This is a genomic window from Pseudomonas fungipugnans, assembly GCF_029955235.1.
In the GTDB taxonomy this organism is placed as follows: domain Bacteria; phylum Pseudomonadota; class Gammaproteobacteria; order Pseudomonadales; family Pseudomonadaceae; genus Aquipseudomonas; species Aquipseudomonas fungipugnans.
This window is the reverse complement of sequence record NZ_JARBWL010000001.1, coordinates 3,303,242-3,322,800: the sequence shown is the minus strand read 5'-3', so window position 1 is coordinate 3,322,800 and position 19,559 is coordinate 3,303,242. Positions and strand designations below refer to the sequence as shown.

The 19,559-nt window shown below is 60.5% G+C and carries 18 protein-coding genes; 5 read left to right on the top strand and 13 right to left on the bottom strand.

What is annotated here, in order from left to right:
• Positions 1 to 128 precede the first annotated feature (128 nt).
• From POF45_RS14125 to POF45_RS14100, 6 genes are all read right to left on the bottom strand, one after another.
• Positions 129 to 380, bottom strand: coding sequence for a YfhL family 4Fe-4S dicluster ferredoxin (locus POF45_RS14125; RefSeq protein ID WP_028621174.1), 252 nt, complete (start codon positions 378 to 380; stop codon positions 129 to 131).
• A 102-nt stretch (positions 381 to 482) separates the two neighbouring features.
• Positions 483 to 962 carry a pantetheine-phosphate adenylyltransferase gene (coaD, locus tag POF45_RS14120; RefSeq protein ID WP_003176711.1) on the bottom strand — a complete coding sequence of 160 codons (480 nt, stop codon included), beginning with the start codon at positions 960 to 962 and terminating at the stop codon, positions 483 to 485.
• A gap of 293 nt (positions 963 to 1,255) precedes the next feature.
• Positions 1,256 to 1,798 carry a GlcG/HbpS family heme-binding protein gene (locus tag POF45_RS14115; protein ID WP_259497302.1) on the bottom strand — a complete coding sequence of 181 codons (543 nt, stop codon included), beginning with the start codon at positions 1,796 to 1,798 and terminating at the stop codon, positions 1,256 to 1,258.
• Between the two features lie 252 nt (positions 1,799 to 2,050).
• Positions 2,051 to 3,643 carry a GMC family oxidoreductase gene (locus POF45_RS14110; protein WP_259497301.1) on the bottom strand — a complete coding sequence of 531 codons (1,593 nt, stop codon included), beginning with the start codon at positions 3,641 to 3,643 and terminating at the stop codon, positions 2,051 to 2,053.
• Positions 3,644 to 3,798: 155 nt separating this feature from the next.
• On the bottom strand, positions 3,799 to 4,344 hold the full coding sequence (locus POF45_RS14105) for a twin-arginine translocation pathway signal protein (RefSeq protein WP_282315902.1): 546 nt from the start codon (positions 4,342 to 4,344) through the stop codon (positions 3,799 to 3,801).
• A gap of 28 nt (positions 4,345 to 4,372) precedes the next feature.
• Entirely contained in the window at positions 4,373 to 5,803 is a 1,431-nt protein-coding gene (locus tag POF45_RS14100; RefSeq protein WP_259497299.1) for a coniferyl aldehyde dehydrogenase, read from the bottom strand.
• A gap of 146 nt (positions 5,804 to 5,949) precedes the next feature.
• Here POF45_RS14100 and POF45_RS14095 point away from each other — a divergent pair, with 146 nt between their 5' ends.
• Both POF45_RS14095 and POF45_RS14090 read left to right on the top strand, forming a co-directional pair.
• Positions 5,950 to 6,621 (top strand): TetR/AcrR family transcriptional regulator, encoded by a 672-nt coding sequence (locus tag POF45_RS14095; RefSeq protein ID WP_259497298.1) that lies wholly within the window; start codon positions 5,950 to 5,952, stop codon positions 6,619 to 6,621.
• 31 nt (positions 6,622 to 6,652) lie between these two features.
• Positions 6,653 to 7,507 (top strand): sulfurtransferase, encoded by an 855-nt coding sequence (locus POF45_RS14090; RefSeq protein ID WP_259497297.1) that lies wholly within the window; start codon positions 6,653 to 6,655, stop codon positions 7,505 to 7,507.
• Positions 7,508 to 7,633: 126 nt separating this feature from the next.
• Here POF45_RS14090 and POF45_RS14085 read toward each other — a convergent pair whose 3' ends face one another.
• From POF45_RS14085 to POF45_RS14055, 7 genes are all read right to left on the bottom strand, one after another.
• On the bottom strand, positions 7,634 to 8,464 hold the full coding sequence (locus tag POF45_RS14085) for an AraC family transcriptional regulator (protein ID WP_282315900.1): 831 nt from the start codon (positions 8,462 to 8,464) through the stop codon (positions 7,634 to 7,636).
• Positions 8,465 to 8,468: 4 nt separating this feature from the next.
• Complete coding sequence (locus POF45_RS14080; RefSeq protein ID WP_282315899.1) at positions 8,469 to 9,467, bottom strand: hydrolase; 999 nt, start codon at positions 9,465 to 9,467, stop codon at positions 8,469 to 8,471.
• 74 nt (positions 9,468 to 9,541) lie between these two features.
• Positions 9,542 to 11,008 carry a M16 family metallopeptidase gene (locus POF45_RS14075; RefSeq protein ID WP_282315898.1) on the bottom strand — a complete coding sequence of 489 codons (1,467 nt, stop codon included), beginning with the start codon at positions 11,006 to 11,008 and terminating at the stop codon, positions 9,542 to 9,544.
• Positions 11,001 to 12,344 carry a M16 family metallopeptidase gene (locus POF45_RS14070; protein ID WP_282315897.1) on the bottom strand — a complete coding sequence of 448 codons (1,344 nt, stop codon included), beginning with the start codon at positions 12,342 to 12,344 and terminating at the stop codon, positions 11,001 to 11,003. The genes POF45_RS14075 and POF45_RS14070 overlap by 8 nt, the downstream gene beginning before the upstream one ends.
• 131 nt (positions 12,345 to 12,475) lie before the next feature.
• Complete coding sequence (gene rsmD, locus POF45_RS14065; protein WP_259497292.1) at positions 12,476 to 13,081, bottom strand: 16S rRNA (guanine(966)-N(2))-methyltransferase RsmD; 606 nt, start codon at positions 13,079 to 13,081, stop codon at positions 12,476 to 12,478.
• Positions 13,081 to 14,571, bottom strand: coding sequence for a M16 family metallopeptidase (locus POF45_RS14060; RefSeq protein WP_259497291.1), 1,491 nt, complete (start codon positions 14,569 to 14,571; stop codon positions 13,081 to 13,083). Before POF45_RS14060 ends, rsmD begins: the two co-directional genes overlap by 1 nt.
• A complete protein-coding gene (locus POF45_RS14055; protein ID WP_282315896.1) occupies positions 14,564 to 15,919 on the bottom strand; it encodes a M16 family metallopeptidase in 1,356 nt (451 codons plus the stop codon). The genes POF45_RS14060 and POF45_RS14055 overlap by 8 nt, the downstream gene beginning before the upstream one ends.
• A gap of 345 nt (positions 15,920 to 16,264) precedes the next feature.
• Between POF45_RS14055 and ftsY the strand changes: the two genes are divergently transcribed.
• The 3 genes from ftsY to ftsX are packed head-to-tail and all read left to right on the top strand — an operon-like array spanning position 16,265 to position 19,487.
• Entirely contained in the window at positions 16,265 to 17,797 is a 1,533-nt protein-coding gene (ftsY, locus tag POF45_RS14050) for a signal recognition particle-docking protein FtsY (RefSeq protein WP_282315895.1), read from the top strand.
• Complete coding sequence (ftsE, locus tag POF45_RS14045) at positions 17,794 to 18,465, top strand: cell division ATP-binding protein FtsE (RefSeq protein WP_020295825.1); 672 nt, start codon at positions 17,794 to 17,796, stop codon at positions 18,463 to 18,465. The genes ftsY and ftsE overlap by 4 nt, the downstream gene beginning before the upstream one ends.
• A complete protein-coding gene (ftsX, locus tag POF45_RS14040) occupies positions 18,462 to 19,487 on the top strand; it encodes a permease-like cell division protein FtsX (protein WP_259497288.1) in 1,026 nt (341 codons plus the stop codon). The genes ftsE and ftsX overlap by 4 nt, the downstream gene beginning before the upstream one ends.
• Positions 19,488 to 19,559: the final 72 nt, after the last annotated feature.

Below are 19,559 nucleotides of genomic sequence, written 5' to 3'. Positions count from 1 at the left end.
TTGGTGTGGCTGATGGCCCCATCGCGAGCAGGCTCGCTCCCACATTGGTTTTGTGAACGACACACATCCACTGTGGGAGCGAGCCTGCTCGCGATGGGGCCCGAATAAACGCTACAAAAACACCTGGCTCAAACCTTGCCGGTTATCACCCGATACTTCGCCATCAACTGTTCTTCAGTCTCCGGATGCGCTTCGTCCAGCGGAATGCAATCCACCGGGCAGACCTGCTGGCACTGCGGTTCGTCGTAGTGGCCGACACATTGCGTGCACAGGTTCGGGTCGATCACGTAGATCTCTTCGCCCTGGGAAATGGCGGCGTTCGGGCACTCGGGTTCGCAGACGTCGCAGTTGATGCAATCGTCGGTGATGATCAGGGACATGCTAACTCCAGCCGGGGCGGCAGGCCCGGGCGCTATAAACCAATGCGCGCAATTGTGCCGCATTGGCGCCCGCAGTGCACGCGGGCGCCGCTTGAGCGGTCGTTACTTCTTGAAGCGCAGGGTCAGCGCGTCGGCTACCGCCGGGTGAACGAACTTGGTGATATCGCCGCCCAGCGCCGCGATTTCACGGACCAGCGTCGAGGAAATGAACGAATATCGCTCCGAGGGCGTGAGAAACAGGCTTTCCACGTCCGGCGCCAGTTGGCGGTTCATGTTGGCCAGCTGAAATTCGTACTCGAAATCCGATACCGCGCGCAAACCACGCAGGAACACGTTGGCGTTCTGCTCTTTGGCAAAGTGCGCCAGCAGCGTCGAGAAGCCGACCACTTCCACGTTCGGCAGATGTTTGGTGACCTCGCGAGCCAGCTCCACACGTTGTTCCAGGGGAAACAGCGGGTTTTTCTTCGGGCTGGCGGCGACGGCGATGATCACATGATCGAACAGGCGCGAGGCGCGTTCGACCAGATCGCCATGGCCCTTGGTAATAGGGTCGAAGGTACCTGGGTACAACACTCGGTTCATCGCGTCGTCCTGGCGGGAGTCCGTTGGGGAGTCGGATGGTATCGCAGCCTTCCCGGTCGGCCAAGTCGACTTTTGAAGGCTGTTCATAAAAGTATGGCTCGTTTAACCCACAGTGATGTGGGTCAAACGAGGAAACTGACGAAAAGCGGGGTTTTTCCCTTGTCCCGGAAAGAGTGGATTAAAGTGGTGGTTTAATCCTGGGCGTATTACTGATGTCATCAGTGACGGCCCGACAGTAAAGTTGTGACGGGAGGCGTGTTCAAGTCATGTTGTTCGATGCGGATATCCGCCAACTAGCTGAGAAAACTTTTAAATGAAGCCAGCGCCTCATTCGCGCACTCCTCATCAAATTTCCCGTCTGGAGCGCCGCCTACACCAATAGCCCCGACTACGTCTGCGTTGAATTTTATCGGAACACCGCCGATTAAAAGTAGCGCCTTGGGCATATGGACCAGGTTGGCGGCATTGGGAAACTTTTGAGCGCTTTCCATCAACGCTCGGGTTGTCCTTTTCATCGACACCGCGGTCACGGCTTTTCGCTCGCTGGAGGCAAGCGTCAACGGCCCGGCCTTATCGGCGCGGCTGACGGCCAGTACGATGCCAGAGCGGTCGACGACGGTGGCGGCGACCGCGTAGCCCTTGCGATGGCACATGTCGACCGTCGATTCGACCAGCATGGCCGAGACTTTTCGCGAAATATTGTCCTGATTTACCATGGAGAGCTTGTAGCGTTGCAGGTTATCCAGCGTTTGCGTGTTGGCTGTTTGTTCATGGGCTTGCAAGTTCAGGGTGAAGATGAGTGATGCCAGTGCAGTAATCAGCGTTGAAGTTTTCATGTGGGTTCTCTTCTTTTATCGATTAAATATTGAATTGTTCACCTCGTCATTTTTCAAGAAATTGATTTGATGAGTGAGTGGCTTGCAATAAGGATAATAGGCGAGGACTTTGCTGTTGTGGAGCTGTGTGATTGATAAGTTTTTTGCAGTAAGTAACTGTTTTGCGATAAATAAAGTGCCCCCTATAAATAGGTACCGCTCCTTTATTGCCACGTGTGCTTTGTCACTGTGAACACAGGAGCAATACTGAATTTAAACCTTCAGGCGATCACTCAGTGCCGTCGCCAGTTGCGCCGTCAACCCATAGACCGATAGTTGTGGGTTGGCGCCAATGCTGGTGGGGAACAGCGAGCCATCGTGGATCGACAGATTGGTGATTTGATGATGGCGGCCAAGGCTGTCGGCTACTGCATTTTTTGGATCTTCGCCCATCGCGCAACCGCCCATCACATGGGCGCTGCCCAGGCGTGTGCGGTACAGCTCAAGGCGCAAACCATCGATCAGGGTGCGGGCTTCGGCGAGGGTTTTCACATAACGGGCATCGGCATGCATCGGCATCACCGCGTTGGCGCCACCGGCGAACTGGATTTCGGCCATGCTGTGAAACGCCCGGCGCAAACCGTCCCAGGCATAGGGTGAAACCTGATAATCAAGCACCGGAGTGCCATCGCCGCGTAACTCGACGCTACCGCCAGGGCTGTCCGGATGGAAGCCGTCGCGCAGCAACGCCAGCATGGCGTGGGTATGGGGCAGGTTTTCCATGTGCCGGGAGTTTTCCTTGCCGAAGCCGCCGAGCAGGGTTGCGGCCAGCGCCGGTTGCAGGGGCGGGACTTCGAGCTTGTAGGACATTTTGCCGGTGGTGCCGTCCAGCCATTGGAAATGGTCGGAATAGATCGACTGCGGAGCGCCGTAGAACGGGTTGATCACCTCGTCGAACAGCCCGGCAGACATGTTCACCAGATGCAGGAACGTGCGTTGGCCCAGGCGTTTATGCGGGTCGGGCGCACCGGAGCGCAACAGCAGGGCGGGGCTGTTGATGCCGCCCCCCGCCAACACATAATGCCGCGCCTTGACCGTGATGGTCTTGCCTGTGGGCGCGACACAGCGTTCATCCATCGCTACGCATTGCAGGCTCGTGACGTTGTCGTCCTTGATGATCAGTTTTTCGGCGCGAGCGAGGTAGAGCAGTTCGCCGCCCTTTTCCAGCGTCGCCGGAATGGTGGTCACCATCATTGATTGCTTGGCGTTGGTCGGGCAGCCCATACCGCAGTAACCGAGGTTCCAGCAGCCACGCACATTGCGCGGGATCACATGCCAGGCGTAGCCCAGTTGCTCGCAGCCTTTGCGGATCACATCGTTGTTGGCATTGGGCGGGATCAGCCACGGCGCGACACCCAGGCGTTGTTCCATTTTCTCGAACCACGGCGCCATCTCTGCCGGGCTGTGGCCCTTGACGTCGTGCTCTTTGGCCCAGTGCTCCAGCGTCGGTTGCGGGGTACGGAAACTCGACGTCCAGTTGATCAACGTGGTGCCGCCCACCGCGCGGCCCTGCAGGATGGTGATCGCGCCGTCCTTGCTCATGCGGCCGATGCCTTCCTGATACAGGCTGCTGTAGGCCTGGTCTTCAAGCATCTTGAAGTCGCTGCTGGTCTTGAGCGGACCTTCTTCTATGAGCAGCACCTTGTAGCCGGCTGCGCTGAGAATCTCGGCGGTGGTCCCGCCACCGGCGCCGCTGCCGATGATTGCCACGTCCGCTTCCAGCGTCAGGTCCTGGGTCAGTTGCGCGCCGTTATAGGTTTTCCAGCCACGGGCGAGGCCTTCGCGGAACGGATCGGGTACGGGCATGTTCGGGTTCTCTTTTTATTTTGAATTCAGTGTTGAGGCGGCTGACGCCTTCGCGGGCAAGCCACGCTCCCACAGGGGTTGTGGCCGACTTTCCTTTTGTGAACGACTCAACCTTGTGGGAGCCGGGCTTGCCCGCGATAGGGTCGACTCGTTCTTTAAACAGTGGGCGGCCCGGGATACCCACAATGCCCCCATGACTCAGCCCGGCTGTACCACGCCATCATCACCAGTTGCAGCAGCGAGCTATGGCCCATTTTCAACAGGCTCAACGAACTGTTTTCCCAACGCTGCAGAAAGTGCCGGATTTCGTCGCCGCTGGCGTTCTCCCAGCTGCCCCAGATGCCGGTCAGTGGTCCGCGCGTCACGGCCATGCCCAGCACATCGAATAACTGCTGAGTCAGCTTGAGCATCTCGGGAGACAGGTGATTGAGGCCGTTATCCAGGGTTTTCAGAGTGCCCTCGACGGCGGCCTGCAGCTTCTCGACAGCCACGGCAGTGTCCAGCATCACCGGGATCAGTGCCCTCAGGAACGGCAAGTCACTGCTGCGCAGAATCGCGAAGCCACTGGCCGGTGTACTCGATGAACAACCGCTGAGGCTCGCACCCAGCCCGGCGGTGGCCAGAAAGGCGCTGGCGCCCAGGCTGAACTTGAGTAGGCCGCGCCGCGACAGCGCGGGTGAATCGGTCAGGCTTGGGTTCATTATTGTTGTTACCCGGGGGTGATGATCGTTAACGGATAAACAGTTTCTGAATCAGTTTCTGGACGGCTTTTCCGTACGGCGGGTAAATCAGTTTCGCCGCGTTGAAGCGCTGTTTGATCAGCACACCCTTGGCCTTGCTGAAGGTCAAGAATCCTTCGTGGCCGTGGTAATGACCCATGCCGGAAGCGCCGATGCCGCCGAAGGGCATGTCGTCCTGCGCCACATGCAGCAGCGTGTCGTTCAGGCACACGCCACCGGAATGGGTTTGATCCAGTACACGCTGTTGTTCGCGCTTGTCGTAGCCGAAGTAGTACAGCGCCAGCGGACGCGGCCGCTGATTGATGTAGGCGAAAGCCTGGTCCAGGTCGGTGTAAGGCACGATCGGCAGCAGCGGGCCGAAGATTTCGTCCTGCATCACGGTCATGTCGTCGCTGACATTGAGCAGCAGGCTGTGCGCCATGCGTCGGCCCTGGCCTTGCTCGAACAGCGGAATCAGCAACGCGCCCTTGCTGGTGGCGTCGCTGATGTAGCCATTGAGCCGCGTCAGTTGTCGGTCGTTGATGATTGCGGTGTAGTCCGGGTTATCAGCCAGTGTCGGATAAAACCCGCGAACTGCCTGGCAATAGGCTTCGACGAAACCGCCAATGCGCTCCTCCGGCACCAGGACGTAGTCCGGGGCGACGCAGGTTTGCCCGGCATTCAGCGTCTTGCCGAAGGCGATGCGTTCGGCGGCGTCCTTGAGCGGCACATCGCGAGACACGATGGCCGGGGATTTGCCGCCCAGTTCGAGGGTGACCGGCGTCAGGTTCTCGGCGGCCGCCCGCATCACGTGTTTGCCGATGCTGGTGGCGCCAGTGAACAGCAGGTGATCAAAGCGCAGTCGGGAAAACGCCACGCCGATGTCGGCTTCACCCAACACTACGCAGACCAGGTCCTGAGGGAAAATCCGCGCCAACAACTCCTTGAGCAGCAAGCCCGTGGCGGGTGTGGATTCGCTGAGTTTGAGCATCACCCGGTTGCCCGCCGCCAACGCACCCACCAATGGCCCGATGGCCAGGTACAACGGGTAGTTCCACGGCACGATCACTCCGACTACGCCCAGCGGTTGATAAACCACCTTGGCCGAGGCCGGTTGAAAGGCCATGCCGACCTTGCGCCGCGACGCTCTCATCCAGCCTTTGAGGTGCCGGCTGGCATAGTGAATGCCGTGCAGGCTGGGCATCAGTTCGGCGAGCAGGGTTTCATCGGCGCTGCGATGACTGAAATCCTGGCTGATGGCCTCGATCAGCGCCTGGCGTTCATTGCTGAGCAAGTCGCGCAGGACTTTGAGCCACTGCTGGCGCTGGGCCGGCGGCGGCATCGGATTCGCTGCATACGCCGCCCGTTGCGCTTCAAACAGCGCCTTGAGTTCATCAAGAGGCTGTTGAAGACTCTGCAGGTAGGCAATATCAGCGGTCATGGTAGGCTCCGGATTTATTGTAATGAGGAACTTTTTAGAGTCTATGCTCTAGAAAGTCAAATGACATCCTGAGACAGCTTTGTTTTATCCGCTCGCCGTTAGGTCGTAAGATGCCGTTCACCGCACTCTGAATTAAAGCTCAAGCCATGGCCCCCAGGATAAAAACCAGCGAGCGCATCGTGCAGAACAGCCTTGAGCTGTTCAATCAGCAGGGCGAGCGCAGCATCAGCACCAACCACATTGCTGCCCACATGGAAATTTCCCCGGGCAACCTGTACTACCACTTCCCCAACAAGCAGGCGATTATCGCCGTGCTGTTCAGCGAGTATGAAAACCTGGTGGACAGCTTCCTGCGTCCGCCCCAAGGCCGCGCCGCGACGGTGGAGGACAAGCGCTTCTACTTGAAGGAGTTGCTGTCAGCCATGTGGCGCTACCGTTTTTTGCACCGCGATCTCGAACACTTGCTTGAGAGCGACCCGGATCTGGCCGCCCGTTATCGACGTTTTTCCCAGCGCTGCCTGATTCAGGGCACCGCCATTTACGAAGGCTTCGTTGACGCCGGCATCCTCAAGATGGACCGGGTGGATATCGAATCCCTGACCCTCAATGCCTGGATCATCCTCACCTCGTGGGTACGTTTTCTGTGCACCACGCGGGAGAATTCCAATCACTTGAGTGAACAAGCCATCAAGCGCGGCGTATATCAGGTGCTGGTACTGGAATCCGGGTTCGTTACCGAACAGTCCCGGACGGCGGTCAACGCACTGTTCGAAGAGTTCTACGTGCCGCTCGCCCAGGCGCTGGAAGAAGTGAACTAGCCCTCAATCGACACGCTCACAGGAGCCCGTCATGCCCATTGCGCAACTGATCAGCCCGCAAGCCCTGGATCTGAAAAAGGATCAACCGGGGCTGGTGATTCTGGATTGTCGTTTTGCTCTTGAAGACCCCGACTATGGGCAGCGCAGCTATGCCGACGGGCACATTGCCGGGGCCAGCTTCGCCGACCTGGAGCATGACTTGAGCGGCGCAGTGGTCAAGGGTGTGACCGGGCGTCATCCGTTGCCGGCGCCTGAGGCGCTGGTCGAGCGTCTGCAAGCCTTTGGCATCAACGCCGATAGCGAGGTGGTGCTTTATGACGATGGCCCCGGTGCGTACGCGGCGCGGGCCTGGTGGTTGCTGGCGTGGCTGGGCAAGCGTGACGGCGTGTTCATCCTTGATGGCGGGCTCAAGGCCTGGCACGCAGCCGGTCTGCCGTTGAGCCTGGATGCGCCGTCGATGAGTCGCGGCACCTTCAGTGGTAAGCCGGATCAATCGCTGTTGCTCAGCGCCGAACAACTGCAGCAGCGTCTTGGCCAGCCTGCGCTGACCTTGCTCGATGCCCGTGCGTTGCCGCGTTTCAAGGGCGAAGTCGAGCCGATCGATCCGATTGCCGGGCACATCCCGGGTGCGCAGTGCGCGGCGTTTACTGAAAACCTGGGCAGTGACGGACGTTTTCTGCCGGCGGATCAGCTCAAGCAACGTTTTGCCGCGAAACTCGGTGAACGTTCGCCAACGGAGCTGGTGGCGTACTGCGGTTCGGGTGTGACGGCATGCCATAACCTGTTCGCGTTGTGCCTGGCGGGTTATCCGTTGGCGTCGCTGTATGCGGGGTCGTGGAGCGAGTGGATCAACGAGCCGGCGCGGGGCATTGCGACGGGCGAATAACCCCAATCCAATGTGGGATTTAATGTGGGAGCGAGCTTGCTCGCGATGGCGGCATGACAGGCAACAGAAATGTTGAATGTTATGGCCTCATCGCGAGCAAGCTCGCTCCCACAGGGTTTTGGGGTGTCAGAATAACCGGGCACTGCGATACGCCGCAGGCCCCACGCCATAAACCTGCTTGAACTGCCGGCTCAGGTGGCTCTGATCGGCAAACCCCAATTGCATGGCCACTTCCAGTGGCAGGCAGCCGCCCTGTAGCAATGCGCGGGCTCGGGCGATGCGCTGTTGCATCAACCAGGCGTGGGGCGGTATTCCGGTTGCTCGGCGGAACACCCGGGCGAAGTGGAACGGTGACAGGTTCACCGCGCCGGCCAACTCTTCCAGCGAGGGCGGCGCCGCCAATTGCGCGTGCAGCAGCTCCTTGGCCTGCACCACGGCCCGATGTTCCTTGCCGGGTTTAGCCGCCATCGGCACGGCGGCGTGGCGTTGCAACAGCGACAGCATCATTTCCCGCCAGACTGTCTGCTGTTGCAGCGCCGTGGCGGGGCTTTCCAGCAGGCGATGCAATTGGCAGAAACCCTTCACCAGATCCGGATCGCGATACAGCGTGGCGCCGAACGCCGGTAAGTCGTGGCCTGGCAGTTCCAACTCGGACAGCAGCGCGAGAATCTGCCCGCTGTCAGGGTAGAACGCTCGATACAGCCAGCCGTCTTCGGTGCCCTTGTGCCCAGTGTGCAGTTCGTCCGGGTTGATCAGCACCAGCGTGCCGCTCCCCGCCAGATGCTCGGCCCCGCGATAGCGATACCGTTGGGCGCCAGCCATGATCATGCCGATCACATAGCCGTCGTGCACATGCGGTGCGAAGCGATGCTCGATGTAACGCGCAGACAGCAGCTCGACTCCGGCCAGCGGCGCGGTTTGCCAGAAACGAATCGACTCGCCCTGATCGGCAGCCATGCCTTTACGTCCGGCTCGCAGCAGTCAGCCATTGCGGAATGCGTCGCTCCAGGTAGTAACCCGGTTGTCTGAGCGAGCCATCGACGAAGCCCACATGTCCGCCCCTGGCCTGCAATTCGAACTCGGTGCAGGCGGATAATTCGTCGGTCGACGGCAAGCTGTGCGGGAACACGAACGGATCATCGGCGGCCTGGATAATCAGGGTGGGCGTGCGGATTTCGCCCAGAAAATAGCGACTCGATGCGCGACGATAATAATCATGGGCGTCCGCGAAACCGTTCAGTGGCGCCGTCACCCGGCCATCGAAATCCCAGAACGTGCGCATGTTTTCCAGTGAGCCCAACGCCGCCAGTTCAGCCAGGCCGTCTTTACGCCCGTCATGCAGGAACTGCCGTTGCTTGTTCTTGATGTAGGCCACCATCTCGCGCATGAAATGCGCCTGATAGACCTTCGAAAAACCCTGGCCGATGCGGTCTGCACACTGATCGAGCCGAAACGGCACCGACACGGCGACAGCGCCAAGCACGCCGCTGTCGTGGCCGCTTTCACCCAGATGCTTGAGCAGTACATTGCCACCCAGCGAATAGCCCACCGCATACAGCGGCGCCAATGGCCGTTTGGCCCGCAGGTGTCTGATGGTTTCGGCCAGATCTTCGCTGGCGCCCGAATGGTAGCTGCGAGGCAGCAGATTCGGTTCTCCCGAGCAGCCGCGCCAGTTCAACGCGACACTGGCCCAGCCCTGGACCCCGAGCACCTTTTGCAAACCGGCCACATAGGGCGAGTTCGAAGAGCCGGTCAGCCCGTGCAGCACCAGCACCAGGGGGGCATCGGCGGTGTGGGGGCCGTGCCAATCGAGGTCGAGAAAGTCGCCGTCATCGAGCCACAGCCGTTCCCGTTCACGCTCGATATGCGTGGTTTTGCGCCAAAGTGGGCCCCACAAGGTCTGCAAGTGCGGGTTGCCGAGGCCGATGGCCGGGGTGAAGCGTTCGCTGGGCTGGAGCACGATGTTTCTCTGCAAGGTCAAACAGACGGCGGCAGGGTGGAAAGACCTGGCCCTGCAGCCGTATTCAGGAAAATCTAACTTGCCACAAACCCGGTCTCGGCGCGACACATGCCCTTGCTCGTTTCCGGGGCAGGAAGCGGTAGGGGCTGTTGTGCGACGGACGGGCCTTCGGTCACAACGGTCCACTGGACTGCACTCAAGTGCCTGTTCAAGGCGGCCTTGACCTGTTCAACGGTCAACTTTTGAGCCTGCTCGATGGAAAAGTCCAGGTCCAGCGGCAAGTCGTACTGATTGATGTCGACGAGGCGGGCCAGGATCTGAGCATTGCTGGCGCTGTTCAGCGCGGCGCTGCTGCGCAACTGACGCAGGGTATTGTCGAGTTCCTGCTGTGTCGGGCCCGTTTGCGCGTAGTCGCGGTACATCGATTTCACCCGCGTGACCACGCCCTCGCTGAACTGTGGGCTGGTCTTGAGGTTGATAACGGTGTTGCTTGCTGCTTGCCAGAGCGTCGTATTGAGCTGCGCGGTGTAGGTCAGCCCGCGTTGTTCTCTGAGTTCCGTCATTAGCCGGGAAGATGAATTTTCCCCACCGAAAATCATATGGCCCACTCTCAGCGCAATGTAGTCGGGATGCGCACGTATCAATCCTGGCTGGCCCAGCAGGATCTGCATCTGGCTGCCGGCGCCTTCGATATGCTGCGAGGTGCCGTTGCCCTGACGGCGCGCAACAGGTGCCACGGGTGGCATTCTGGAACCGGGTGGCAACGCGTCGAGAACCTGCAGGCTTATCGCCTGTGCTTGCTCCAGTGTCAGGTCACCCACCAGCGTGATCTGCGCATTCGCCGCGCTGTAGGCTTGTCGATGGAACGTCTGGACCCGCTCCCGAGAGAGCGCGGCCACGCCTTTTTCCGTGCCGTACACGAATTGTGCATACGGGTGCACGCCCAGCAGGTGTGTATTCAGGGCTTGCAAAGCGGCGTTCTGCTGCCGGGACTTGAGGAGGTCAGTCAATTCGTTTTTGACATGGACCAGCGCTTGCTCGGTCAGCAGGGGCTTGCCAAGTATCTGGCCGAACAGATACAGGGCCGGATCGCGTTTTTCGATGGCCGTCAGGCTGCGCAGGGACATGGCTGCCCGGTCGTGCCTGATACTCATGCCGAGCCTTGCGCCAACATCATCAAAGGTTTCGAGGATCGCGGTCAGATCCTTGCCCGGTACGCCCTCGTTGAGCAGGCTCAAGGTCGCCGCCGCGAGCCCTGGGTAAGCACCATCCTGAGTGCTGCCAGCGGCAAAGCTGACATGCAGATCGAACATCGGCAGTTGCGTCGTACGAATAAACAGCACCTTGCCGCCAGACGGGGATTTCCAGCCATGGATCTTCAAGTCGCGTGAAGCGGCTGGCTGCTCGTCCAGCTCTGCCAGGGATTGCAGGCGAGTGTGCGGGGCGAGCCCGGATTGACGGGGTTCGATATCGGCGATAGCCGGGGCGCCTTGAAGTGCACCGAGCCATAGCCACAGGGTCATGACGGTCGGCCTACGCATCGGTATTCTCCACCCGTATATGGACGGTACTCAGTCGCTGGCGGGTCAGGTATTTGGCAGCGGCTTGCTGAATGTCTGCGGGTGTCACCTGTTTCAGCTCATCGACGTCCTCGTCCATCAGCCGCCACGACAGGCCGATGCTTTCCAGCAGGCCGAGGCGGTCTGCCTGGTGTCCGATGGAGTCCTGATCGTAGATTTGCCGGGCTATCAGCAGAGTACGAGCGCGCTCCAGTTCGGCAATATCGGGGGGCGTAGTCCTGAACTCGTCGAGCACTTCCCAGATACGTGCTTGCGCCTGATCAAGATGGATTGTGCGTTGGCTGTGGAGTTGCGCGCTGAGGGTAAAAAGACTGTCGCCGCGATACAGGGGGCTGTAGTCGGACGAGATGCCGGAAAACAGCCTGTCGTTGAATTGCAGGCGCTTAAGCAGGCGTGCGCTGTTGGAGCCGGCCAGCAGGGTGTCGAGCAGCCTTAACGCATGCACCGACCGGCGGTTTTCGGCGGTCACCAGGCTTGGGACGTTGAACGACATGATCAGGCGCGGGGTGGGGATCGCCTGATGCAGAACCATTTTGCGCTCGCCGGGCTCAGCCAGCTCCAGTGACGGCCTCGGTGTAATGAACGGCTTGGCGGGCAGTGGGCCGAAATAGCGCTCGGCCAGGGTCTGCACCTTGTCCAGTGTGACGTCGCCGACCACCACGAGCGTGGCGTTGCCGGGTGCGTAGCGGGTCTGAAACCAACGGCGCAGGTCCTCGGCGGTCAGGCGTTGCAGATCGTGCATCCAGCCAATGATGGGGGTGCGGTAGCTGCTGGCGGAAAAGGCCAGGCTGGCGAGGTGTTCCTGAGCCATTTCCTCTGGGTTATCGTCGACCTGTTGCCGGCGTTCCTCCTGAATGACGGACAGTTCCGGAATGAAATCCTCGGTTCGAAGTCGAGCCGTCGCGAACAGGTCGGCCATCAGCTCGAAAGCGACACCCAATTGGTGAGGTTGCAGCGTCTGGTAGTGGGCGGTGGCGTCCTTGTCGGTAAAGGCGTTATGCGATGCGCCAAGGTTGTCCAGAATGGCTGCCGCTTCACCCTGGCAGGTCTTGCTGCTGCCTTTGTAAAGCATGTGCTCCAGCGCGTGAGACAGGCCGGATTGCCCGGGGAGTTCATGGCTGGAACCGACTTTTAGCCACAGGCGTGAGGTCACCACAGGGGCGCGATGATCCTCGCGTACAAGCACCTTGAGGCCGTTGCCCAAAGTGAATTGATGGGTGGGTTGTGCCGGGTCGGCGAGCGCCAGGAACGGCAGCAGCCAGGTGAAAAGCAGCAGTGTGCTGCGGGGAATGTCCATCCTTGTTCATCCTTGGTGGTTTAGCGGAAATCGCTGGACCACTGTGAATGCTCGGATGCCCAGAGGTGCGGTAACTATTTACCGCACCTCATCGGGTGTTGCGCGCGAAACTGTTGTGACGCGATCGCTACTCAGGCAGCGACGCTGCGCTGCCACAGCGCGTAATACACCCGCCCGGATTTCTGTTCCCGGTGCAGACGCCAGTTGCCCGGCAGGCCCAGGGATGACGGCGCGTTTTCGCTTTCGGTGTAGACCCATGCCTCGTCGGCCAGCCACTGACGCTCTTCGAGCAGCGCACAAACGCCTGGCAACAGGTCCTGGTTGAACGGCGGGTCGAGGAACACCAGGTCGTATGCCGTTGCGGGCTGGGTTTCCAGATAACGCAAGGCATCAGCCGTTTGTACCTGGCCGGTGGTGCAGCGCAGGGTGCCCAGGTGTTCCTTGATGCTGGACACCGCGATGTTGCTGGCGTCCAGCGCCTGGCCCATGGCTGCGCCACGAGACAACGCTTCCAGGAACAGCGCGCCGCTGCCGGCGAACGGGTCGAGCACCTTGGCACCAGCCACGTACGGTGCGAGCCAGTTGAACAGCGTTTCACGCACCCGGTCCGGGGTCGGGCGCAGGCCCGGTGCGTCGGGGAAGCTCAGCTTCCGGCTGCCCCATTCGCCGCCGATGATGCGCAGTTGGTTCACGCCGTTATGCACGTTGTGAACGGGTTTTTTAGGACGAGTGGCCATTAATGCTCCGGAACCCCGAGCGGCTGCTCGGAAGGTTTATCAGTTGGGGCCGGTAACGGCTTTTGCGGCACGGTCGGGCCAGCGGTGACGATGACCATCTTGTCCGTGCTCAGGTGCTTGTTCAGTGCGGTTTTGACTTGCTCGACCGTCAGGCTCTGGGATTGATTCATGAAATCATCCAGGTAGCTCAAAGGCAGATTATAGAAGCCCATGGCGCCGAGTTGGCCGACGATATCGGCGTTGCTGGCGGTGGACAGCGGGAAGCTGCCGGCGAGTTCACGCTTGGCGTCATCGAGTTCTTTCTGGGTCGGGCCGTTCTTGAGGTAGTCGGCAACCACGTCCTGCACCAGCTTGAGCGTGCCTTCGCTCATCTCGGCGCGTGTTTGCAGGTTGATCATGAACGGACCGCGGGCCTGCATCGGGGTGAAGCCCGAGTAGACGCCGTAGGTCAGGCCGCGTTTCTCGCGCACTTCGCTCATCAAGCGGGTGCCGAAGCCGCCGCCACCGAGAATCTGGTTGCCCAAGGACAGGGCAGCGTAGTCCGGGTCATCACGGTCGATGCCCAGTTGCGCGATCATCAGGTTGGTCTGCTTCGATGGAAACTCGATGTGGCCGATGCTTGCCTTGGGTTCGGTCGGCTGCGGGATTTTCGCCAGGGCCGGGCCTTTCGGCAGGGCAGCGGACACCTGATTGGCAATCGCCTCGGCCTCGCTACGGGACAAGTCGCCCACCAGCGCAATCACCACGTTGCCAGCGGCATAGGCTTTCTCATGGAATGCCCGTAGCTGCGCCACGGTAATCGCCGGAACGGATTTCGCCGTGCCGTCGCTGGAGTGCGCATAGGGGTGATCGCCGTACAAACGGTTCATCAGCTCCAGGCCCGCCAGTTTGCCGGGGTTCTGTTTCTGATATTCAAAACCGGCGAGCATCTGGTTCTTGATGCGGGCGAACGAGTCGGCCGGGAAGGTCGGTTTGCCGATGACTTCGCAGAACAGCTTCAAGGCCGGCTCGCGCTTGTCGGCGGCACTGAGGCTGCGCAGCGAAGCGATCGCCATGTCCTTGTAGGCGCCGTTGCCGAAGTCCGCGCCCAGGCCTTCAAAACCTTGAGCGATAGCGCCTACGTCTTTGCCGGCAACGCCTTCGTTGAGCATGGCGTTGGTCAGCAGGGCGAGGCCCGGTGCATTGCCGTCCTGACTGCTGCCGGCGGCGAAGATCAGGCGCATGTCGAACATTGGCAGCTCTGGGGCTGCAACAAACATGACCTTGGCGCCTTCGGCGGTGTTCCAGGTCTGCACATTCATGCTGCGATGGCCCGGGGCCTTGCCGTCCAGTTCGGCCAGCGATTGCAGCTTCTGGCCGGACTTGGCCTTGTCCAGCGCTTCGCTGGCCTTGGAGTCAGCGCTTGGCGACAGGTAAAACGCGGTCGCGCCGATCAGGGCCACAGCGATCAGGCCGATCAGGGCCAGACGGGATTTTTTTGGCTCACTCATGAGTCGTCTCCAGTGGCAGTACATGGGCGACGCTCATACGCTCGCGGGTGAAATACAGCTTGGCGGCCTTCTGGATATCTTCCGGGGTCACGCTTTCGAGGTCGGCGAGTTCGCTGTCCATCAGTTTCCAGGACAGACCGACGGTTTCCAGTTGGCCGATGGAGGTGGCCTGGCTGGTGATCGAATCACGCTCGTAGACCAGACCGGCAATCACCTGTGCCCGCACACGCTCCAGTTCGGCGGTGGACGGCGCAGTGGTTTTCAACTGGTCGAGCAGCTTCCACAGGCCCGCTTCGACCTGGGCGATGGTTTTGTGTTTCTGAGTATTGGGCGTTGCCGACAAGGTGAACAGGCTGTCGCCACGGGTGTAGGCGTCGTAACTCGACGAACCACCGGAAACCAGCTCTTCGCCACGCTCCAGTTGTGTCGGGATGCGTCCGCTATAACCGCCATCGAGCAGGGCCGAAATCAGTCGCAGGGCATTCACCGAGCGCTTGTCTTCGGCGGTGGCGATGCTCGGCACGTTGAAGGCCAGCATCAAACTCGGCAGTTGGGTCTGTACGTGCAAGGTGATTTGCCGTTCGCCAGGCTCGGCCAGCTCCAGCGGGGTTTTCGCCGGTGGCACGTCGCGTTTGGCAATCGGGCCGAAATAGCGCTGGGCCAGGGCTTTGACTTCGTCCGGGGTGACGTCGCCGACTACCACCAGCGTGGCGTTGTTCGGCACGTACCAGGATTTGTACCAGTGACGCAGCTCCTCGACCTTCATGCGATCCAGGTCAGCCATCCAGCCGATGGTCGGCGTGTGATAGCCGCTGGCCGGGTAAGCCATGGCCTTGAAGCGCTCAAAGGCCTTGGACATTGGCTTGTCGTCGGTGCGCATGCGGCGTTCTTCTTTGATCACCTCGATTTCGCGGGTGAACTCGTCAGCCGGCAGGCGCAGATTGGCCATGCGGTCGGCTTCCAGCTCGAAGGCCACGCCCAGGCGGTCGCGGGCCAGCACCTGGTAGTAGGCGGTGAAGTCGTCGCTGGTGAAGGCGTTTTCTTCGGCGCCCAGGTCACGCAGGATCAGCGAGGCTTCGCCGGGGCCGACTTTCTCGGTGCCCTTGAACATCATGTGTTCCAGAGCGTGGGACAGACCGGTCTGCCCCGGCGTCTCGTAGCTGGAACCGACTTTGTACCAGATCTGGGAAACCACCACCGGCGCCCGATGGTCTTCACGCACGACGACCTTCAGACCGTTGTCGAGGGTGAATTCGTGGGTCGGTTGTGGGTCGGCAGCCAAAGCTGAAAGGGGCAGACAAACTGTGCTGAACAGCAGGCCTGCGGCGCGGCGGGCTAGAGCATTCATTCGTTTTTTAAACCTGTTGAGCTGCCCGCTTGTTCTTAGCGTCAGCGGGCGAGAGGGTGCTAGGATACTGATCCGTTTTACTGGCGGCCACGCCTGTGAGGCCTTTTATCGGCCGGCAGGTTGTTTGGGTTCTCGGCAGAAGCTTTGAGTTTGTCAGCTAAACTCTGCGTTTTCGCCGACGATGCCGTTCCAGTCCTTCGTATTAGTCGACCTTTGAGGTGCCGTTGGCGCCTCGACAAAATGTTGCGCGTGAACAAGCTGGGTCAATCGCAGTCTGTTCTGCATCGAATATTTATTTGCCGGGGCGCCCGTTGGCGCGTCGCTACCGTGAGATAGCCGTCCTCCATGTTTGGTTCCAACGACGACAAGAAGACCCCAGCTGCGGCTGGCGAGAAGAAAAGCCTGTTCGGATGGCTGCGCAAAAAGCCGCAGGAACCCGTTGTCGAACAGCCACAGCCAATTCCTGAGCCGGCGCCTGCTATAGAAGAAGAGCCGGCACCGATTGTCCTGCCGATGGCCGAGCCGGTGTTGCAACCGGTGGTTGAGCCCGCAGCCGAAGTCGTGGTCGCGCCTGTTGCGCAGCCGTGGCTGACGCTGCCTGTGGCGGAAGAGCCCGTGGCACTGGTCGAGGATGAGCAGGCGCCGCATGTGACACCGCCGATTCCGGCGCCGGTTGCGTTCGTGCCTGAGCCAGTTTCCGCTCCGACTCCCGCTCCAGTCGCGTTCACGCCTGAGCCGATTCCGGCGCCAGTGGTCGAGCCGGTTGTTATCCCTGCTGTCGTGACCGAGCCGGAACCGGTTATTCCTGAGCCCGTGTTCGTGGTCCCGGTTGCGCCAGTGGTGCAGGCACCACAACCTGCTCCGGCACCGGTCATCGCACCTGTGGTTGCCGAGCCCGTCGCGATTGTCGAGACCCCGGTCGAGCCGCCGCGTACCGAAGAAACCAAAGCCGGCTTCTTCGCCCGCCTCAAGCAGGGCCTGTCCAAGACCAGCGCCAGCATTGGCGAAGGCATGGCCAGCCTGTTCCTGGGCAAGAAGATCATCGATGACGAGCTGCTCGAAGACATCGAAACCCGTCTGCTGACCGCCGACGTGGGCGTCGAGGCAACCTCGGTGATCATTCAGCGCCTGACGCAGAAGGTCGCCCGTAAAGAATTGGCCGACGCCGATGCGCTGTACAAATCCCTGCAAGCGGAGCTGGCGGCGATGCTCAAGCCCGTCGAGCAACCGCTGAAAATCGTCTCGCAGAACAAGCCGTTCGTGATTTTGGTGGTGGGCGTCAATGGCGCCGGCAAGACCACCACCATCGGCAAGCTCGCAAAGAAGCTGCAGCTGGAAGGCAAGAAAGTCATGCTTGCTGCCGGTGACACGTTCCGCGCCGCTGCCGTGGAGCAGTTGCAGGTCTGGGGTGAGCGCAACAAGATCCCGGTCATCGCCCAGCACACCGGCGCCGACTCGGCATCGGTTATCTTCGACGCCGTGCAGGCCGCCAAAGCCCGTGGCATCGACGTGCTGATCGCGGACACCGCCGGTCGCCTGCACACCAAAGACAACCTGATGGAAGAGTTGAAGAAAGTGCGCCGGGTGATCGGCAAGCTCGACGCCGATGCGCCGCACGAAGTGCTGCTGGTGCTCGATGCGGGCACCGGCCAGAACGCCATCAACCAGGCCAAGCAATTCAACCAGACGGTGCAGTTGACCGGTCTGGCGCTGACCAAACTCGACGGCACCGCCAAGGGCGGGGTGATCTTCGCCCTGGCCAAGCAGTTCGGTCTGCCAATTCGCTACATCGGCGTCGGTGAAGGCATCGATGATTTGCGTACTTTTGAAGCAGAACCCTTTGTCCAGGCATTGTTTGCCGAGCGGGAGCGTTCATGATTCGTTTCGAACAGGTCGGTAAACGCTACCCGAACGGACACGTCGGCTTGCATGAGCTGAGCTTTCGAGTCCGCCGGGGCGAATTCTTGTTTGTTACCGGCCATTCCGGCGCCGGTAAAAGTACGTTGCTGCGGCTGCTGCTGGCCATGGAACGCCCCACCACCGGCAAACTGCTGCTGGCCGGCCAGGACCTTGGCACCATCAGCAACGCGCAGATTCCTTATCTGCGCCGGCAGATCGGCGTGGTGTTCCAGAATCACCAGTTGCTGTTCGATCGCACCGTGTTCAATAACGTTGCGCTGCCGTTGCAGATCCTCGGGCTGTCCAAGGCCGAGATCGCCAAGCGTGTGGATTCGGCGCTGGAGCGCGTGGCACTGTCGGACAAGACCGATCTGTACCCCGGCGACCTGTCCACCGGTCAGCAGCAGCGCGTCGGCATCGCCCGAGCCATCGTTCACCGCCCGGCCTTGCTGCTGGCGGACGAACCGACCGGTAACCTCGACCCGCGTCTGGCGGCCGAGATCATGGGTGTGTTCGAAGACATCAATCGTCTGGGCACCAGCGTGCTGATTGCCAGTCACGACCTGGCACTGATCGCCCGCATGCGCCACCGCATGCTGACCCTGCAACGTGGCCGACTGATCGGTGACGGGGAGGCCGGCGTATGAGTGCCACGCGCAGCCCCAAGGTGTCCGAGCGCGTAGCGCCAAAGGCCGCCGACCCACAGCCGCAGAAGAAAAAGAAGCGCGACGATGACGACGGCCCGGATTTCGCCACGTTGTTTCGCGCCTGGATCGAAAGCCACCGCGCCAGTCTGCTCGACAGCCTGCGCCGCCTGGGCAAACAGCCCATCGGCAGCTTTTTCACCTGCATGGTGATGGCGGTGGCCCTGAGCTTGCCCATGGGCCTGTCACTTTTGCTGAATAACGTCGAGCGACTGGGCGGTTCCTGGCAGCGTGCGGCGCAGATTTCCCTGTATCTGGAGCTCAATGCCAGCCCCGACGAGGGCGAGTCGTTGCGCGAGCAGATCAAGAAAATGCCCGGCGTGGCGGATGCAGAATATGTCGGTCGCGATCAGGCGCTGGAAGAGTTCCAGCAGCAGTCCGGTCTGGGCGAGGCCCTCAAGGAGCTGCCGGAAAACCCGCTACCGGGCGTGGTGCTGGTGACGCCGAACGAAGTCGACAAGCCGACGCTTGAAGCATTAAGACAAAAACTTTCGGAGCTGCCGAAGGTACAACAGGCGCAACTTGATCTAGTCTGGGTCGAGCGTCTGGCAGCCATCCTCAAGCTGGGTGACCGTTTTGTCTTCGGTCTGACCGTGCTTCTGGTTTCTGCATTACTTTTGGTGATAGGCAATACCATTCGTCTTCATATTGAAAACCGCCGCACAGAGATAGAAGTGATTAAACTCGTCGGCGGCACGGACAGTTATGTGCGCAGGCCCTTTCTGTACATGGGCGCGTTGTATGGCTTTGGTGCGGGGCTGTTGTCCTGGGGCGTATTGGCGTTCGGCCTGAACTGGCTGAACGATGCGGTAGTAGGGCTGGCCGGCTTGTACGGCAGTGATTTTGCGCTGGCCGGGGTGCCAGTTGCCGACGGTCTGTCGCTCTTGCTTGGCGCGGTGCTGTTGGGGTATATCGGTGCATGGATTGCAGTCGCACGCCACCTGAGGGAGCTTGCGCCAAAGTAATATCATTTTGCTCGTATTGACCTTTCAGCGTTTATGGGAACTTGTTCAACGGTTTCCGGTCAATTTTCGCAG

What these genes read in the sequence shown, in the direction of transcription:
- POF45_RS14125 (WP_028621174.1), bottom strand. Translation starts at nt 380, where the DNA reads ATGTCCCTGATCATCACCGACGATTGCATCAACTGCGACGTCTGCGAA.
- coaD (WP_003176711.1), bottom strand. Translation starts at nt 962, where the DNA reads ATGAACCGAGTGTTGTACCCAGGTACCTTCGACCCTATTACCAAGGGC.
- POF45_RS14115 (WP_259497302.1), bottom strand. Translation starts at nt 1,798, where the DNA reads ATGAAAACTTCAACGCTGATTACTGCACTGGCATCACTCATCTTCACC.
- POF45_RS14110 (WP_259497301.1), bottom strand. Translation starts at nt 3,643, where the DNA reads ATGCCCGTACCCGATCCGTTCCGCGAAGGCCTCGCCCGTGGCTGGAAA.
- POF45_RS14105 (WP_282315902.1), bottom strand. Translation starts at nt 4,344, where the DNA reads ATGAACCCAAGCCTGACCGATTCACCCGCGCTGTCGCGGCGCGGCCTA.
- POF45_RS14100 (WP_259497299.1), bottom strand. Translation starts at nt 5,803, where the DNA reads ATGACCGCTGATATTGCCTACCTGCAGAGTCTTCAACAGCCTCTTGAT.
- POF45_RS14095 (WP_259497298.1), top strand. Translation starts at nt 5,950, where the DNA reads ATGGCCCCCAGGATAAAAACCAGCGAGCGCATCGTGCAGAACAGCCTT.
- POF45_RS14090 (WP_259497297.1), top strand. Translation starts at nt 6,653, where the DNA reads ATGCCCATTGCGCAACTGATCAGCCCGCAAGCCCTGGATCTGAAAAAG.
- POF45_RS14085 (WP_282315900.1), bottom strand. Translation starts at nt 8,464, where the DNA reads ATGGCTGCCGATCAGGGCGAGTCGATTCGTTTCTGGCAAACCGCGCCG.
- POF45_RS14075 (WP_282315898.1), bottom strand. Translation starts at nt 11,008, where the DNA reads ATGCGTAGGCCGACCGTCATGACCCTGTGGCTATGGCTCGGTGCACTT.
- POF45_RS14070 (WP_282315897.1), bottom strand. Translation starts at nt 12,344, where the DNA reads ATGGACATTCCCCGCAGCACACTGCTGCTTTTCACCTGGCTGCTGCCG.
- rsmD (WP_259497292.1), bottom strand. Translation starts at nt 13,081, where the DNA reads ATGGCCACTCGTCCTAAAAAACCCGTTCACAACGTGCATAACGGCGTG.
- POF45_RS14060 (WP_259497291.1), bottom strand. Translation starts at nt 14,571, where the DNA reads ATGAGTGAGCCAAAAAAATCCCGTCTGGCCCTGATCGGCCTGATCGCT.
- POF45_RS14055 (WP_282315896.1), bottom strand. Translation starts at nt 15,919, where the DNA reads ATGAATGCTCTAGCCCGCCGCGCCGCAGGCCTGCTGTTCAGCACAGTT.
- ftsY (WP_282315895.1), top strand. Translation starts at nt 16,265, where the DNA reads ATGTTTGGTTCCAACGACGACAAGAAGACCCCAGCTGCGGCTGGCGAG.
- ftsE (WP_020295825.1), top strand. Translation starts at nt 17,794, where the DNA reads ATGATTCGTTTCGAACAGGTCGGTAAACGCTACCCGAACGGACACGTC.
- ftsX (WP_259497288.1), top strand. Translation starts at nt 18,462, where the DNA reads ATGAGTGCCACGCGCAGCCCCAAGGTGTCCGAGCGCGTAGCGCCAAAG.